We start from the raw sequence: 16,962 nt of genomic DNA, 5'->3' as shown, positions 1-16,962 counted from the left end.
CCGCCACGCTATTTGCATTAGGAGATCACGATGACAAACATTCCTCACGGCCTGGAAACCCTGGCCTATAGCTTCAAAGGACAAGAGCCTATTGGCACCTTCCAGCCTGTGCTGGTGGGCGTGGTAGGTTCGGGCAATCTGGAAGTGCTGGCCGAGCCCAAGGACAGCGCCGAATGCACCATCCATATTCATACCTCGGCACGTGGTTTCTCCACGATCTGGGATGCGGTAGTGCGGGACTTTCACCAGCGCCATCCGCTGGCCGGTATTCACTTTGACATTAACGATATGGGGGCCACCCCTGCCGTGGTCAGTCTGCGTCTGGACCAGGCCGCCAGCGAAGCCCTGGCACGCAGCCAAGCACAAGGAACACAGTCATGAGCAGTTATCTGGAGTGTTCTGCCCGCCAGCGCGTCCAGGCTCTGTTTGACGCCAACAGCTTTCACGAATGGCTGCCCCCTGCACAACGCTTGAGCAGCCCCCATCTGGCCCAGTTGGGAGTGCCTTCTTCCTTTGATGATGGCGTGGCTATCGGCCGTGCTTTGCTGGAGGGGCAGACCGTGTATGTGGCGGCGCAGGAAGGCGAATTCATGGGCGGTGGCGTGGGCGAAGTCCACGGCGCCAAGCTGGTGGGCCTGCTGCGTCGAGCCATGACTGACCGTCCTGCAGGCGTAGTCCTGCTGCTGGAGTCCGGGGGTGTGCGTCTGCACGAAGCTAACGCCGGTTTGATAGCCGTCTCGGAAGTGATGCGCGCCCTGCTGGACACGCGTAATGCCGGAGTGCCTGTGCTTGCTTTGGTAGGCGGGCAAAACGGTTGCTTTGGGGGTATGGGCATTGTGGCCCGCTGCACCAACCACCTGATCATGAGCGACGTCGGCCGTCTGGCCATGTCCGGTCCGGAAGTGATTGAAGCCTCCCACGGAGTCGAAGAATACGACTCCAAGGACCGCGCTTTGGTCTGGCAAACCAGTGGCGGAAAACACCGCTGGCTGACCGCCGATTGCGACGACCTTGTACCGGACACCGTGGCCGCTTTCCGCGCCGCTGCCGTACAAGGCTTGAAGAATCCAGCCCGTGGCCCCGTCACCCTGGAAGAGCTGGAACAGGAACATCAGCTGCTGGCACACCGCGCAGCCCTGCTGCCTGTGGAGCAATGGAACCAAACTGAAAATCAGGCCCAAGCCTTGTGGCAAGCACTGGGGCTGGAACAAAGTGATCAAGTCGGGCAGATGGATGCTGCAGCCGTCAAAGCATTACGCAGCCAGGAGGCGCTGTCATGAAATGGGAAACACTGGTGCAATCGCTGTTCGATACGCAGCACAGCATTAGCGAACAGGATTTATTTTTGCAGGGCGATGCCCAGTTTGATGGCGAGACCTTGGCCGTGATCGGCACGACGGAACACGCCCCCATCGGCGTGTCCCTGGCCTTGACCCAGGCACAGGCCGTGCTGGACACCATCAAGAACCATCCTGGCCGTAGCCTGCTGCTTTTGGTCGATACCCAGGGCCAGCAACTGCGCCGCCGCGATGAGCTGCTGGGCATCAACCGCGCCATGGCTCACTTGGGCATGTGCCTGGATCTGGCCCGACGCAAAGGCCACAAGGTCATTGGGCTGGTGTACGACCAGGCCCTGTCCGGTGGCTTCATCACCTCCGGCCTGATTGCCGATGCCTGCTATGCCGTGCCCGAAGCCGAAATTCGCGTCATGCGCATTCCTGCCATGGCCCGCGTGACCAAGCTGCCCGAAGCCATGCTGGAAGAGCTGGCGCAGTCCAATCCGGTCTTTGCGCCCGGCGTAGGCAACTACGTGGCCATGGGAGGCATTCAGTCTGTCTGGGACAGCAGCTCGCCAGAGCAACTGCGTGCTTCCTTGCGGGCAGCACTGGCTCAATCCAATGATCAGGATCGCCGCGCCAGCGATGGTGCCGAACGTGGTGGCCGCCGCCTGGCTGCCCAGATCATTGAACAGGTCTTGCAGGCATCCTGATGAACGCCCAGCTGCCCGCTCGCCGTCACCACCTGATCACGCTGGACAACACAGCCTGGGATCAGGTGCTGACTGATCTGGAGCTGACCAGCCACGTCTGCCAGAGCCTGCATCAATGGCAGGCTCGAGGCTGGCCGCTGGTCGTCAGCCGTCAGCCAGGCGAACTGCATAGCGGACAGTTGCAAGTGGGCATTCCTTTACCGACCGATTGGGGGCGGCAACGTCTGTCCCTGATCGTTTCCCAAAACCAGAGCCTGTCTTGGGGCAGTTTTCCCCCCGCCCATGAAGCCCAAACCTTATTGCCAGCCTCCTTGGCGCAAGACTGGCTGAGCTTATGTCAGCGTATGCAAGCACATGGCTGCACGGCTCAGGTCTATGGCAGTTATGGCTGGGAGCTGATCACAGGACAGGGCTATGTGCGTGAAGGTTCAGACCTGGATTTGCTGCTACCCGTGCAGAGCGCCACGCAAGCAGATCGTCTGGTGGAGCTATTAAGTGCAATCAGCGAATTGTCCGGTTTGCCCCGTCTGGATGGAGAGTTGCTGTTCCCGGATGACGCCGCCATTGCCTGGCGTGAATGGCAGCAATGGCGCAGCGGTGCCAGCAGCAAAGTGATGATCAAACGCACTCATGGTGTACGTATTCAGGCGCACTCGGACTGGCCCGAGCACGCTCCTGCTCCGGAGTCCTCTCATGCTGCTTGATGCCATTGAAACCAGAACATTGGCGCCTCGCCCCACTGCCGCCGACTTCATGGATCCATCCCGTTCCTGGAGTTGTGCGGCCATAGGCCGTGCGGCGGTTCTAGCGCTGTATGACGAGCTGATTCTGGCCCCCAAACCGGGGCTGGTTTCCTTGCTCGACAGCGGCAGCCATGACGATATGGATGCCAGCACTTTTTATCGCAGTCTGTTTGCCCTGCGCCATTATTTTTCTGACATGGCGGCTCTGGGCCAACAGCGTGTTCCATTCAGCCAGCTGCAAACTCGCGGGATTGCAGCGGAGGCTCGCATGCAGGCGGCAACCGGGGGCATCAATACCCACCGTGGCGCCATCTTCATGCTGGGCCTGCTGTGCGCAGCCGCAGGCGCTTGCCTACCTTTTCGCACCCTGACTCCCGCCACGATTCGGGACCAACTTCAAACATTATGGGGGGCGGCTTTACAGGCCCGCAGCCTGCAAGCTTCGTCCGCACTGCCGGGCGGACGGGCGGTACGCCGCTATGGCTTGCAAGGCGCGAACCAGGAAGCAGCCCAGGGCTTTCCCACCTTGTTTGAAACGGCCTGGCCCGCCTGGCAAGTCGCTGTCAAAACTTTGTCTCCGCACAGCACACCAGTGGCAGAACAGCAGTTGCAAACCGTGGGTCTGCATACCTTCTTTTCTGTTATGGCGGTCCTTGACGATAGTAATCTGGCCCATCGTGGCGGACTGGAGGGGCTACACTACGCGCGCCGCTGCGCCATGCACTACCTGCAAGCAGGCAGTGCATTCAGCCCCGATGCGGTGCAACGCGCGCAAGCCTTGCATCAAGCCTTCATGAAACGTCGCCTGTCCCCCGGCGGCGCAGCCGACACCTTGTCGGCCTGCTGCTGGCTGGATCGCTTGCAAGCCTATGCACCCGGCAGTGCCAGCCAGCGTCGCCCTACTGGAGCCTGACTATGAAAATCGCCCTGCTGTTTTCCGGGCAAGGCATGCAATACGCAGACATGCTGCCCTGGATGAACCCGGCAAACCCCTCGCTGCTGCAAATGCAGGAACAGTTGCACGTTCCCGATTGGCGCGCTGCCATGCGCGATACCCGTTGGGCCAGCACCAATGCCCATGCCCAAGTTCTGCTGACAGCTTGCGCCTTGGCCGCTTGGCAGGAATTGCAGGAGCACGTCCCTGCTCTGCAAACCTCCAGGCGATCTTTGGTGGCCGTGGCGGGCTACAGCATTGGTGAACTGGCAGCCGCTTGTGTAGCGGGTGTGTTATATGCCAGCAATACCATCCAGCTCGCCGGACTAAGAGCCGCCTTGATGGATAAAGCCGGGGCCGGACAGGACAGCAGCATGCTGGCGATAAGTGGGGTTTCAATCCGGACGATTGAGCAATGGTGCCAAGCGCACGGCGCTGCCCTGGCGATACGCAATGGTCCTGATAGTGCTGTCTGTGCGGGACCACGTGACAAGCTTGCTGCCCTGGAAAAATTCGCTCAAGAACAAGGGGCACGTTGCACACCCCTGGCCGTGAATATTGCCTCCCATACCCATTGGATGAGCAGCGCGGCCCAGGCCTTTCAAGAGCAACTGAATCAAAGCGAACTGACTGCCCCAACCTTGCCTTGGCCCACCAATGCCGGTCTATGGGTGCATAACGCCACTACCGCTGCCCAGGCCTTATCAGCGCAGTTGATGCAAACTGTGCAATGGGACTCCTGCATGGAGCAGATTGAAGAGCGACAGCCCAATGTGGTGCTGGAGATTGGTCCGGGCCGCAGTCTGGCGACCATGTGGAATCAACGCTATCCGGAGATTCCTGCGCGCAGTGTGGACGAGTTCCAAACCCTGGATGGCTTGCAACGCTGGCTGTCTCGCTGGGCTGGATAAACGCAAGACAGCGGCTTGCGCAGACCCGTATCAGCCCGACGTCGGCCCTTCTTTTTCCAACTGAGTACGCACGATCCGGCAGGCCCGTAACAAGCTCAACACATTCGGGCTGCGCTCGCGCGACTTCATGCACACCAGGCCGATACGCTGTGAATGTCGATACTTCTGCTCCAGGCTCAGCCACTGAATCTTGTCAGAAAAAACCGCTTTGGCTCGCGCAGGTAAAAGGGAGCATCCCACACCACCACTGACCAGACTCATCAAGGAATAGATGTCTCCGGTGCGCATCACAATATCGGCATCAAACCCGGCTTTGGCCAACATGCGCTGCATGTCCCGCCCCGTTGCAAAATCATCGGTCAGCGACACAAAACGTTCCTTGGAACAACGCTCCAGATCCACCACGGACGAGTCCGATCCTTGCCAATCCATGGGAGCAGCAAACATCAGCTCATCATCAAAAATGGGCAGCACTTCCAGATCATCCGGTTGCTCCTGTGGCAACTCGATCAGGGCTGCGTCAATATGACCGCCCCGCAACTTTTGCAACAGCTTCTCGTTGGAGTCCAGCACCAGATCAATCTGCAATAAAGGCTTGTGAACCTTCAGCTCTACCAAAAGGCGCGGCACCAAACGTATCGTCAGCGAGTACATGGAACCTATGCGCAACTGATCCGACGAATACCCCCCGGCTTCCCGGGCAGCATCAATGCCGTGCTGCAAGGTGCGTATGGTTTCCTTGGCCGCTTCGGCCAGCTCGCGCGCCGACTCCTGTGGCACCAGATTGCGGCCCTCCTGCAAGAACAGCGGGCAGCGCAACCCTTCCTCCAGGCTTTTCAAGGCCCGATGCACGCTCACCGCACTGGTGCCCAATTGTTCAGCGGCACGGGCAATCGTGCCAGCTTCCAGAAAAGCCAGCAGAACTTCCAGGCGTCGTACCGTGATTTTTTCGTCGATCAGAAACATCGTGAGGGCAGGTGGAAAAACAGCGCCAGAGCAAAGAGTACAGTATGGGAGAAGTCCGCAGTAAGACCAATGCAGGCTAACCCGAAAAAAATGCCCCAAGCCGCTAAAAGCAAGGCTTGGGGCATTCCCATGTCAGGTCAGAACAGCACGGGCTTGAACCCGGCAAAATCGTATTCAGGATCTGGAAATCAGGCCCTGAACCCAAGGCTTAAGCAGCCTTTTTCTCGCCACCCGTTTGCACGATTTCACGTACTGGAACGGGCGTCTGCAAACCAGCCTGATTCAGCACTTGGACCGCACGGCGGAACAGATCAAAACGGGCATCCCAGAAGTCAGCAGCATTGATCCACGCACGCAGATTGACGGTGATTACGCTGTCCTTGTACTCCATGACCATGACCAAAGGAGCCGGGTCTTTCAGCACCTGAGGATGTTCATTGAGCAGGTCTTGCAGCAGCTTGATGGCCAGGTCCAGATCATCGCCATAACGTACGCCCACCCCGAAGTCCAAACGACGAGTGGTGTTACGGCTGTAGTTGATGATAGGGTTGCCCCAGATCAGGCTGTTGGGCAGCGTGAATTGAATGCCATCCACTTGCTCAAAGCGGGTCAGGAACAAACCCACTTCCTGCACAGTGCCGTCACCTTTACCAACAACCGACACAAACTCGCCCGCACGCAAAGGACGCAGCATCAGCAACATGATGCCGGCGGCGATATTTTGCAGTGTGTTCTGCAAGGCCAAGCCCACCGCCAAACCGGCGGCACCCAGTACCGCGATAATGCTGGCGGTCTGCACACCAAAACGGGCCAACACGGCAATCAGCACAAAGATGCGGATTGTCCAGACCGTTACGGACTGGGCCATGGGTACAATCGTCGGATCCACTCGGGGGGAACGGGCCGCCATCCGCTTGATGGCACGACCAGCGACGGACGATAGCCACCAGCCAATAATCAGAATCAACAAAGCGATCACGACGTTGAGCGCAATCGCGACAACGGCTGGAAACTCTGTCATCCAGGCTTGCAATTTTTCCACGTTTCAATCTCCTCAATTAAAAGGCAAAGCACCGAAGGGACTGGCCGCCAAGGGTAAACATTGCTAGTGCGCATCATAGCCTTGGGACGGGTCTGAACCCAAGTTGAGCAAGCCCACCATCTTATCCCCGAAAACTGTGGATAGCTCATAGGAAAAACTGGGCAAATCAGAAAAACCTTCCGTAGTATCAGCCACTTGAAAACCACGAACAGAAAACATCCAAATCCGGAAACAGACGCCAGCTTATCCCCATAAAATGTGGACAAGTCACAGGATAAACCGTGAATCACTGCACTTATCCCCGTGCAATCAAGCACTTAGAAATGGCGAGCAGAGAATCGACAATTCTTTACCATTTTTTTCCTCGGGCAAGCCTTTGCTTGTTGAAAACCGGCTTATCCACAAAAGATGTGCATAAAAATAGGGAAAACCCCTGTATTAGCAAAAAATAGGCTTATAAAACAATCACCTAAGTAGCTAGGTCAGGGATTCACCATTTTGCACCTGTTCAAGCCGGTACGCGCCACAGGGAAGCCAGCCAATGCTGCTCCTGCGGCGGCCTGTCTGTGGGGCGATAAAAGTGATCGATATACTCAAAGCCCGCTTGCTCCAGACGCTCTGACCACTGCTCCCAACTGTAGTAACAACCATAGCGCTGACCATTCCAGCCTTCTTGCCCCTGACCACGCGGATTGGAGGAGAACAGCACGCCGCCCGGTCGCAGACTGTGTCGCAAAGCAGTCAAAACCGCAGGCAGCTCCGCGCTGGGTATATGGAATAGAACCGCATTGGCAAACACACCATCAAAAGCCACAGCGGGCAAATTCAAATCCAGAAAGTCCTGATGCAGCACCGGCAAGCCTGTTTGCTGACGAGCCATCTCCACAAAAGCCGCACAGCCATCCAGCCCCACCGGACGATGGCCCATGGCCTGAAACGCGACCAGATCCCGCCCCGGTCCACAGCCCAGATCCAGAATATCCACGGGCCCCGGCAAGCCGATGGCCGCCAGCAAAGCATCACGATTCTGGCTGACATCATGGTCCCACGTGCCGTCCCGATAAGCCTGCGCATGGTCCTGGTAATGATTGACGGTGCGACGACTGGTTTCTTTCATCTGAACATCCTTGCCTATGCTATGGGTTTACTTGACGCTGCCTAACGATGGATCGACTATATCCTGAGTCCAATTTGAATCTGATGCCATGAAGCCAAGCTATCCGCTCTCCGTCCTAGACCTGTCCCCTATTGTTCAGGGCTCCACACCGGCCCAGTCCTTTCGCTGTTCGGCGGACATTGCCCGTCATGCCGAGCAGTGGGGCTATCACCGTTACTGGCTGGCCGAACACCACGGCATGCCCGGTATTGCCAGTGCTGCCACTTCAGTTCTGATCGGGCACATTGCCGGTCAAACCAGCCGCATTCGTGTGGGCGCGGGCGGCATCATGTTGCCCAACCATTCCCCTTTGGTGATTGCCGAGCAGTTTGGAACGCTGGCCTCCCTGTACCCCGGCCGTATTGACTTGGGCCTGGGTCGTGCCCCTGGCTCCGACCCCGAAACCGCCCGCGCCTTGCGCCGCAATCTGAACAGCGACCCCGACCAGTTTCCGCGCGACGTGCTGGAGCTGATGGACTATATGTCCGACGAGCCGCGCAACCGCATCATGGCCGTGCCCGGTCGCGGACTGAATGTGCCGGTCTGGATTCTGGGCTCCAGCCTGTTTGGTGCTCAACTGGCCGCCGCCTTGGGCTTGCCCTACGCCTTTGCTTCGCATTTTGCACCTGCTCAATTGATGGATGCTATTGAGGTTTACCGCCGTCAGTTCCAGCCTTCCGTGCATCTGGAAAAACCTTACGTCATGCTGGGCTACAACGTCTTTGCCGCCGACACGGAAGACGAAGCCAAACTACTGGCCTCCTCCTGGCAACAGTCTTTTGTGAACCTGCGCAGTGGTCGTCCCGGCCAGTTGCCACCGCCCGTACGCGACTACTACGAGCAATGCAGCCCATCCGCCCAGCATCTGCTGGACTCCCTGCTCAGCTGTACGGCCATTGGCAATCCGGAACAAGTGCTTGAACAGATGAAAGGCTTCATTCAACTGACCGGCGCCAACGAGCTGATGCTGAACGCCAATATCTTTGACCATAACAAGCGCTTGCGCTCCTACGAGATTGCCGCCGAGCTGCGCGGCAGTCTGGTATGAACCCACGCCATCTTCAGGAGACCGCACTGCGCTACTTCCAGGAAGTAGCGCGTTGTGGCTCTATCTCGCAGGCGGCCAGCAATCTGCATGTGGCCACATCGGCCATCAGCCGCCAGATCAGCGGACTGGAAGAAAACCTGGGTATGGCCTTGTTCGAGCGCCATGCCCGTGGCATGAACCTGACCGCTGCGGGAGAACTGCTGCTGGCCCATGCCCGTCGCAGCGCCATGGATGCCGAGCGCACCTTGCACGATATTGCCGCCTTGCAAGGGCTGCAAACCGGCCTGATACGCATCGCCTCCTCTGAAGGTTTGGCCGCCCAGCTACTGCCGCAATGCATTGCACAGTTTCGTGAAAAGCATCAGGGCATACGTTTTCAACTGGACGTACTGCCGCCACACCGCATCACCATGCTGCTGCTAAGCGGCCAGATTGATATAGGCATCAAATTCACCCAGACGGCTGAAAAAGACATCAAGACCTTGTTCCGCCGCGATGCGCCCGTCATGGCTCTGGCGGTTCCCGGCCACCCGGTAACCCGTACCGAACGCATCAGCCTGAAAAGCCTTCTGGCACACCCCCTGGCCTTGCCCGGCCCCGACACCACCGTGCGGCAAATGATGGATGTGGCCTGCAGCGCACAGAACCTGAGTCTGGACCCGGTATTCAGCAGCAATCACATGCAGTCTCTGCATCAATTTGCCTTGTCCGGCGCAGGCGTGACGGTGTCGGCCTTGCTCTCGGCTCGTCACCTGATTGAGCAAGGTTTGCTGCAAGCCAGTTTCATTCATGAACGCGGCCTGTTGAACCGCCAAATTGAAGTGCAGGCCCTGGCTGGCCGCCGCTTGCCCTCTATTGTTCGCCGCTTTCTGGACGAGTTGCTGCCACAGCTTGAGGTCGACCCTCTAGCCTTGCCAAAATAGCAACACTGACCTGCTTATTTGTTGCTGGTTCGGCATCATCGCCTTTCCTATCATCTCTTGATTGAGGAGATAGCCATGACAAGACCCAGCAACGCCGCAAGCAACGCGCAGCCCCCATCGACCCGTCGCCCCTGGCGGCGTCTTGCCCAAACCTTATTAGGTGCTGTTCTGGCCGTCAGCAGCGTGGCGGCCCATGCCAGCGATTGGCCTGATCGTCCCATTCGCCTGATCGTACCCTTCCCCACTGGCGGTGCCACCGACGTCATCAGCCGCCTGATTGCCGAAAGCGCGGCCAAAGCGATGAACGCCAACATCATTGTGGACAACCGCACGGGCGCGGGCGGCACAATTGGTTCAGGCGAAGTCGCTCGCAGCAAGCCCGATGGCTACACCCTCCTGTTCACCACCAGCAGCACCCACGCGATTGCTCCGCACCTGTACAAGTCCCTGCCCTACGATGCAGAAAAAGACTTCACCCCTATCGCTCACTTGGGCGATGCCGCCAGCGTCTTGCTGGTGAACCCGTCCGTACCCGCGCAAACTCTGCCGGAACTGATTGAATACGCGCGCGCCCATCCCGATGAGTTGAACTACGCCAGCAGTGGCAATGGCACCATCGTGCACCTGGGCACCGAAGCCTTTTTGAATCAGGCCAATATCGTCATGTCCCACGTTCCATACCGCGGAACCGGTCAGGCCATTAACGATATGCTGGGCGGTTCCATTCATGTTTTACTGGACGCCATCCCCACCGGGATGCCTTATGTGAACAGCGGCCAGTTGCGCGCCCTGGCAGTAACCGGCCAGCAGCGCTCGCCGCTGGCACCCGATTTGCCCACCTTTCAGGAGTCCGGCCTGCCGGGCTATGAGTCGGTGACCTGGTTTGGCCTGTACGCCCCCGCAGGCTTGCCCGACGAAATTCGTGACAAGGCTTATGAGGCTTTTTCACATGCCGTTCAGGACCCCAAAGTACGCTCGCGCCTGCAAACATTGGGCGTGGACCAACCCCGCAGCACCAGCCGAGAAGAGTTTATCTCTTTGGTCCGCGAGGACAGCGCACGCTGGCAAGGCCTGATCCAACTGACTGGAATACAGATTCAATGAACAAGACTGACACCTGTCTGGACTGGAACAACCCCTACCCGTCCGCCCGCTCTGCGGTACTTGGCCAGAACATGGTCAGCACCTCCCACCCCTTGGCCGCGCAAGCGGGCCTGCGCATGTTGCAGGCCGGTGGCAATGCCGTCGATGCCGCCCTGGCGGCCGCCATCACACTGACTGTGGTCGAACCCACGGGTTGCGGGATAGGCAGTGATGCCTTTGCCATCGTCTGGGACGGCAAAGAGCTGCATGGCTTGAACGCCTCCGGGCGCTCGCCCCGTGGCTGGTCGCCGGATCGTTTCAAAGGTCACGATGCCATCCCCGACAAGGGTTGGGAAAGTGTCTCCGTTCCCGGTGCGGTCTCTGCCTGGGCCGAGCTATCCAGCAAGCTGGGCCGTCTGAGTCTGGAGCAAGTGGCCGCCCCCGCGATTCATTACGCCCGAGAAGGCTTCCCGGTCTCGCCCGTAATCGCGCGCTTGTGGGAGCTAGGCCGTCAGCGTCTGGGCGATCAACCCGGTTTCGCCGAAGCCTTTTTACGTGATGGCAAAGCCCCAGTCGCTGGCCAGTGGTATCAGAACCAGGACCAGGCCAATACGCTGGAACGCATTGCGGCCACCCAGGGTCAGGACTTCTACACCGGCGAGCTGGCCAAACGCATTGCCGACTTCTCCCGCCAGCATGGCGGCGCCATGGACGAGCAGGATCTGGCCGAGCACCGCGCGAACTGGTGCGGCACCATCAGCCATCCTTTTGCCCAGTCCGTGATTCACGAAATCCCGCCCAATGGACAAGGTCTGGCGGCCTTGATGGCCTTGGGCATCATGGAACAAGCTGGTGTGGGCCAGCAGCCGCTGGACCATATCGACACGGTGCATTTGAGCATTGAAGCCATGAAGCTGGCTTTTGCCGATCTGTACGAGCACCACGCAGATCTGGAGCACATGATTCATCATCCCGAGCATTTGCTGGACCCGGCCTATCTGCGCGAGCGCGCCGCCCTGATTCAGATGGACAAGGCAGGCGACCCCAAGCACGGCCTGCCTGGCCCCTCCGGCACGGTCTATGTCACCGCCGCCGACTCCAGCGGCATGATGGTGTCCCTGATCCAGTCCAACTACATGGGTTTTGGTTCCGGCGTGGTCGTTCCCGGCACCGGCATCAGCATGCAGAACCGTGGTCATGGCTTTACCCTGCGCCCCGGTCATGTGAATGAAGTGGCCGGTGGCAAGCGCCCTTCGCACACCATTATTCCGGCCTTTGCCATGAATGCCGATGGCACCCCTCAAATGTCTTTTGGTGTGATGGGTGGCCCATTCCAGTCGCAAGGCCATATGCAAATGGCACTGCGTGTTCTGCTGTACGGTCAGAACCCGCAGGCCGCTGCCGATGCCCCACGCTGGCGCGTGACGGGTGGCCGTGGGGTGGCAGTAGAACCCACTTTCGATCCGGCGCTGGTTCAGGCCTTGCGCGAGCGCGGTCATGAAGTCGTCGTTGAACCCGGCAGCGGTGTGTTCGCCTTTGGCGGTGCACAACTGATTCTGCGTCAGGGCAATCATTACGTGGGCGGTTCCGACCCGCGTAAAGATGGTCAGGTGGTGGCTTACTAAGCCTATTTGCCTTCCAGAGATCACTGCCACTTTCTGATTGGGGTCTGGATAAGAACATCCAGACCCCAAATACCTTTGGGCCTCCCTATCTCTATTCAGACAAACCACTCGACGAAGCACAGGCACGCTCACCAAGGCCCCATCCCTTCAGCCCCCTTCAAGGCTCAGCCCCGTCCACCAAAGAGCCAGGCACAGCCCCCAAAGCAGGCTCCAACATCGACTTGGCCCACTAAACGTACACCGTGGTCAATATCTGACACTTTCCCTACACAAAGACTGTGTTTTTATCAGGTTTTCTTCAGCCAGACAGAATGACTGCTGTACCATCAAAAATTGCCGCTTCATACCCCGGAAGCGGTTTTCTATTTGTCTAAACGGCCCTGTCATCCAGAGGGCCGTACGCTGGAGCCCATTCGGTGCTGTCATTCTTTGAACGTCGATTAGATCCCTATCCCGAACAACACGTCGCCCCTCCTCCCAAAGGATTTTTCCCCTTCATCTGGGCCTGTACGAAAAATTCACGTGGCTGGATTGGCTTGATGACCGTAACCTCGATTGGCCTGTCGGCCTACGAGGCCATGCTGTTTGCCCTGCTCAGCTATATCGTGGACTGGCTGCCCTCGATTGAACCTGCCCAGTTCTGGAGCCAGCAGGGTGGCACGCTGTTGACCATTGCCGCTGTTCTGCTGGGCAGCGTCGTGCTGATCAGCCTGCATACGCTGGTCATGCACCAGGTACTGGCCATCAACTTCCCCATGCGCCTGCGTTGGCTGTTTCACAAGCTGATGCTGAATCAGAGCATGTCCTTTTACGCGGACGAGTTTGCTGGTCGCATCACCACCAAGATCATGCAAACCGCTCTGGCGGTGCGTGAAACGCTGTTCATGGCCGTGGAAGTGGTCGTGGGCATGAGCGCCTACCTGATCGGTATTCTGATTCTGGCGGGCAGCTTTGACCGCCTGCTGATCCTGCCCTTCCTGCTCTGGCTGGTAGGCTACGCTTTGGCCTGCGTGTACTTTGTGCCTCGTCTGGGCAAAGTCGGGGCTGAACAGGCCGACGCCCGTGCGCTGATGACGGGCCGTATTACCGACGCCTACACCAATATCAACACGGTCAAGCTGTTTGCCCACACACGCCGTGAAGCTGACCATGCCAAGAACGCGATGCGCCGCTTCCAGGAAACCGGCCATGCCCAGATGCGTCTGATCAGCATGTTTGAAGTGACCAACCATGTGCTGGCTACTGTCTTGCTGATCAGTTCGGCAGGCCTGGCCTTGTACTTGTGGTCGATTGATCAATCCACAGCCGGTGTAGTGGCGGCCGTCATTGCCATGGCACTGCGTCTGTCCGGCCATTCCCATTGGCTGATGTGGGAGCTGACCAATCTGTTCGAGAACGTAGGCACGATTCAGGACGGCATCAATACCTTGACGCAAAAACCCACGGTGGTAGATGCTCCCGATGCCAAGCCCCTGCAAATCGAGCAAGGTCGCATCGAATTCCAGGACGTGAGCTTTGCCTACCGCGATAAAAGCCGTCAGGTGATCGACAAGCTCAATCTGGTGATCAAACCGGGCGAGCGCGTTGGTCTGATTGGCCGTTCTGGCGCGGGCAAATCCACGCTGGTCAACTTGCTGCTGCGTTTCCATGATGTGGATAGCGGCACCATTCGCATTGATGGCCAGGACATTGCCCACGTCACGCAGGACAGTTTGCGTGCCGCCATTGGCATGGTGACGCAGGATACCTCCTTGCTGCACCGTTCCATGCGCGACAACATTCTGTATGGCCGCCCGGATGCCAACGACGAGCTGCTGCATATGGCGGTAGAGCGTGCCGCTGCTGCCGACTTCATCCCGCAACTGCATGACCGCCAGGGCCGTGAGGGCCTGGAGGCGCATGTGGGCGAGCGCGGTGTGAAACTATCTGGCGGCCAGCGTCAGCGTGTGGCAATTGCCCGCGTCATGCTGAAAGACGCCCCCATCCTGTTACTGGATGAAGCCACCAGCGCCCTGGACTCTGAAGTGGAAGCCGCCATCCAGGAAAGCCTCAACACCCTGATGCACGGCAAGACGGTAATTGCCATTGCCCACCGCCTGTCCACCATTGCGGCACTGGACCGCTTGATTGTGCTGGATCAGGGCCGCATCATCGAGCAAGGCAGCCACCAGGAATTGCTGGAAAAAGGTGGTTTGTATGCTCGTTTGTGGGCACGTCAAAGTGGTGGCTTCCTGGGAGAGACTGGCAAACAAGATAGTTAAAACGTGTCACTTGCTTGCAAAAAAAAACTGACGTTACATCTTTGTCCCATTAGAATTTCGAAAGATCAAACTTCGCCGTGCTTGCGGCGAAGTTTTTTTTCAACTTATTCAGCCCATACATAGAACAAGATTATGTTTTTAGTCTTCCCCGATTCCGCCGCCATTGCGGCACACCTGAGCGCCCGTCTTCAGGAAATTATTCGTCAGGATCCACAAGCGACTCTGGGTCTGGCAACCGGGGGGACCATGGAACCCGTCTACGCCCGTTTCGTACAGGACGTACGTGCCAATGGGCTGGATGTCTCCAAGATCAACAGCTTCAATCTGGACGAATATGTGGGTCTGGCGGCCGAGCACGAGCAAAGCTACGCCTACTACATGCGCCAGCACCTGTTCGGCCAATTGCCTTTTGATGCCGCCCGTTTGCATCTGCCCAATGGCCTGACCCAAGAGCTGGAGCAGCACTGCCAGGACTACTCCGCCGCGATTGCGGCCAGTGGGGGTGTCGCCTTGCAATTGCTGGGCGTAGGCACCAACGGCCACATCGGCTTTAACGAACCGGGCACCCCTTTTGACAGCCGCACCCATGTGGTGGCCCTGTCCGAGCGCACCCGTATCGACAACAGCCGCTTTTTTGATTCCATGGACGAAGTGCCTGCATCGGCCATCACCATGGGGATTGCCGATATTCTGAGCGCCCGTGAAATTGCCCTGGTGGTCACCGGCGAGCACAAGGCTCGCACCATGCTCAATTACCAGGAAGGCGGTGTCACGCCCGAGCTGCCTTTCACAGCCTTGAAGCAGCACGCCAACACCCACATCCTGCTGGATGAGGCGGCTGCCAGCCTGCTAGACCCCAGCCTCTGCCACCGTCCCCTGATCAGCCAGGCTGCCTGAGCCAGCTTGCCAGCCCCCGCCCAGTGCTCGGAAGAGCGCCGCGCGGGATTGCAGACGTGCCTGCATCAAACTGACGCGCACATCCTGAGCGGCGTACAAGGTACGCTGCGCATCCAGTAAAGACAGCAAAGTTTCCGAGCCAGAGCGATAACGTGCTTCGGCCAGTTGAAACGCCAGCCTGGCTTGCTCCCACTCCAGCTCCATAGTCTGCGCCTGGGCATCAAGGCTATGCAGTTGTGCCAGCACGCCTTCCACATCCATATAAGCTTGCACAATGGTCTGCCGATACTGCGCCAGCCATTCCTGCAAACGGGCGTCGCTCAAATCCTTGCCCGCCTCCAGACGACCGGCATTGAAGATAGGCGCCACCAGCCCGCTGATCAGGCTGTAGACCGGATGGCGCAAGCTTTCTTCCCAATGATTGCCCGATGCCCCTGCCCGCGCCCCCAAGGTCAGGCTGGGATACATGGCAGCGCGCGCCACATGCACATCGGCATGAGCCGCTGACAACTGGGCCTCGATGCGCGCAATATCAGGGCGCTGCGACAAGAGCTGTGAAGGCAGACCTGCTTCCAGCTCCGGCACGTGCAAGCTGGCAATATCCTCCTGCGGCTCGGGCATGATTTCAGTACGGCCCAACAAGGTCGCCAGCTCCACCCGCGTGCGAATGGCCTGTTCTTCAATCACAAACAATTTGCGCTGTTGCGAAGCCAGCAATTGGCGTTGCTGTGCCAGCTCCAAAGGCGAAGCCGCCCCCGCCTGCAAGCGTGCTTCCAGCAGGCTCAACAAGCGTTGCGCAACGGCCAGGTTTTGACGGGCAATGGCCACGCGCTGTTTGTCGCCCAAGGCTTGCAGGCTTAAATGCACCACCTGCGCCTGCACGCTGACACACAGCACATCCAGCTCGTAATTTGCCGCCTGGGCCAGGAACACGGCACTGTCGGCCTGAGCACGATTGCGTCCCCACACATCCAGCTCGTAGCTCATGAACACACCGGCCACATATTGCGAGCGAGTGTCTCCATGCGAGGAAGAAAACGGCGCATCTCTTTGCGCAGACAGATTGCCCTGCAATTCCGGCAGCAAACTGGCTCCGGCCATGCGTGCCTGAGCCTGCGCCTGCAAGATCCGGGCCTGTGCCTGACGCAGCACCGCCACGTCCTTCAAGGCTTCCTGCATCAGGCTGTTCAAGGCGGGGCTGTTATAAGCACGCCACCACTCCGGCTCTACCTGGGCCAGTACAGGACTGGGTGTCGCCTTGGCTTGCTGTTGATACGCCTGGGGCAGCGTCGGCGGGGTCTTGTCCAGATCAGAGGACAAGGAGCCGCACGCTTGCAGCACAAGCGTGCTCATGGCCCCTGCTATCCATCGGTAATGAGCCAT

At 58.6% G+C, this 16,962-nt stretch carries 16 protein-coding genes; 12 read left to right on the top strand and 4 right to left on the bottom strand.

What is annotated here, in order from left to right; genetic code table 11:
• The first annotated feature begins 30 nt into the window (after positions 1-30).
• From mdcC to N879_RS17215, 6 genes are read left to right on the top strand one after another with little or no spacing between them, the layout of a single operon-like run.
• Positions 31-381, top strand: a complete 351-nt coding sequence (gene mdcC, locus N879_RS17240; protein WP_009457832.1) for a malonate decarboxylase acyl carrier protein — start codon at positions 31-33, stop codon at positions 379-381.
• On the top strand, positions 378-1,280 hold the full coding sequence (locus tag N879_RS17235) for a biotin-independent malonate decarboxylase subunit beta (protein ID WP_009457834.1): 903 nt from the start codon (positions 378-380) through the stop codon (positions 1,278-1,280). Before mdcC ends, N879_RS17235 begins: the two co-directional genes overlap by 4 nt.
• Positions 1,277-1,990, top strand: a complete 714-nt coding sequence (gene mdcE / locus N879_RS17230) for a biotin-independent malonate decarboxylase subunit gamma (protein ID WP_022983522.1) — start codon at positions 1,277-1,279, stop codon at positions 1,988-1,990. The genes N879_RS17235 and mdcE overlap by 4 nt, the downstream gene beginning before the upstream one ends.
• Positions 1,990-2,694, top strand: a complete 705-nt coding sequence (gene mdcG / locus N879_RS17225; protein ID WP_009457835.1) for a malonate decarboxylase holo-[acyl-carrier-protein] synthase — start codon at positions 1,990-1,992, stop codon at positions 2,692-2,694. The genes mdcE and mdcG overlap by 1 nt, the downstream gene beginning before the upstream one ends.
• Positions 2,684-3,646: a triphosphoribosyl-dephospho-CoA synthase gene (locus N879_RS17220; RefSeq protein WP_009457836.1), complete on the top strand. Its 963-nt coding sequence runs from the start codon at positions 2,684-2,686 to the stop codon at positions 3,644-3,646. Before mdcG ends, N879_RS17220 begins: the two co-directional genes overlap by 11 nt.
• A 2-nt stretch (positions 3,647-3,648) precedes the next feature.
• Positions 3,649-4,578: an acyltransferase domain-containing protein gene (locus N879_RS17215; RefSeq protein WP_009457837.1), complete on the top strand. Its 930-nt coding sequence runs from the start codon at positions 3,649-3,651 to the stop codon at positions 4,576-4,578.
• A gap of 30 nt (positions 4,579-4,608) precedes the next feature.
• Here N879_RS17215 and N879_RS17210 read toward each other — a convergent pair whose 3' ends face one another.
• From N879_RS17210 to N879_RS17200, 3 genes are all read right to left on the bottom strand, one after another.
• Entirely contained in the window at positions 4,609-5,544 is a 936-nt protein-coding gene (locus tag N879_RS17210; RefSeq protein WP_022983521.1) for a LysR substrate-binding domain-containing protein, read from the bottom strand.
• Between the two features lie 208 nt (positions 5,545-5,752).
• Complete coding sequence (locus N879_RS17205) at positions 5,753-6,565, bottom strand: mechanosensitive ion channel family protein (RefSeq protein WP_031233007.1); 813 nt, start codon at positions 6,563-6,565, stop codon at positions 5,753-5,755.
• Positions 6,566-7,094: 529 nt separating this feature from the next.
• Entirely contained in the window at positions 7,095-7,703 is a 609-nt protein-coding gene (locus N879_RS17200; protein ID WP_009457850.1) for a class I SAM-dependent DNA methyltransferase, read from the bottom strand.
• An 88-nt stretch (positions 7,704-7,791) separates the two neighbouring features.
• Between N879_RS17200 and N879_RS17195 the strand changes: the two genes are divergently transcribed.
• The 6 genes from N879_RS17195 to N879_RS17170 all read left to right on the top strand — a co-directional run bounded on the left by N879_RS17195 (position 7,792) and on the right by N879_RS17170 (position 15,579).
• Complete coding sequence (locus N879_RS17195; protein ID WP_022983518.1) at positions 7,792-8,790, top strand: LLM class flavin-dependent oxidoreductase; 999 nt, start codon at positions 7,792-7,794, stop codon at positions 8,788-8,790.
• The gene (locus N879_RS17190) at positions 8,787-9,713 is read left to right on the top strand and encodes a LysR substrate-binding domain-containing protein (protein ID WP_009457852.1); all 927 of its coding nucleotides are present in this window, start codon (positions 8,787-8,789) and stop codon (positions 9,711-9,713) included. Before N879_RS17195 ends, N879_RS17190 begins: the two co-directional genes overlap by 4 nt.
• A gap of 75 nt (positions 9,714-9,788) precedes the next feature.
• On the top strand, positions 9,789-10,817 hold the full coding sequence (locus tag N879_RS17185) for a Bug family tripartite tricarboxylate transporter substrate binding protein (protein ID WP_009457853.1): 1,029 nt from the start codon (positions 9,789-9,791) through the stop codon (positions 10,815-10,817).
• A complete protein-coding gene (locus N879_RS17180; protein WP_009457854.1) occupies positions 10,814-12,421 on the top strand; it encodes a gamma-glutamyltransferase family protein in 1,608 nt (535 codons plus the stop codon). The genes N879_RS17185 and N879_RS17180 overlap by 4 nt, the downstream gene beginning before the upstream one ends.
• A 416-nt stretch (positions 12,422-12,837) precedes the next feature.
• On the top strand, positions 12,838-14,682 hold the full coding sequence (locus N879_RS17175; protein ID WP_009457855.1) for an ABC transporter ATP-binding protein: 1,845 nt from the start codon (positions 12,838-12,840) through the stop codon (positions 14,680-14,682).
• Positions 14,683-14,814: 132 nt separating this feature from the next.
• Positions 14,815-15,579 carry a glucosamine-6-phosphate deaminase gene (locus tag N879_RS17170; RefSeq protein ID WP_022983517.1) on the top strand — a complete coding sequence of 255 codons (765 nt, stop codon included), beginning with the start codon at positions 14,815-14,817 and terminating at the stop codon, positions 15,577-15,579.
• On the opposite strand, the gene N879_RS17165 is transcribed toward N879_RS17170, so the two are convergent.
• Entirely contained in the window at positions 15,532-16,932 is a 1,401-nt protein-coding gene (locus N879_RS17165) for an efflux transporter outer membrane subunit (RefSeq protein ID WP_009457860.1), read from the bottom strand. The two genes, N879_RS17170 and N879_RS17165, sit on opposite strands and share 48 nt — an antisense overlap.
• Positions 16,933-16,962 lie beyond the last annotated feature (30 nt).

Origin of the sequence: Alcaligenes sp. EGD-AK7, assembly GCF_000465875.3 — a bacterium.
GTDB lineage: Bacteria > Pseudomonadota > Gammaproteobacteria > Burkholderiales > Burkholderiaceae_B > Alcaligenes > Alcaligenes phenolicus.
The sequence above is the reverse complement of the archived record's forward strand: the minus strand, read 5'-3'. Positions and strand labels throughout refer to the sequence as shown.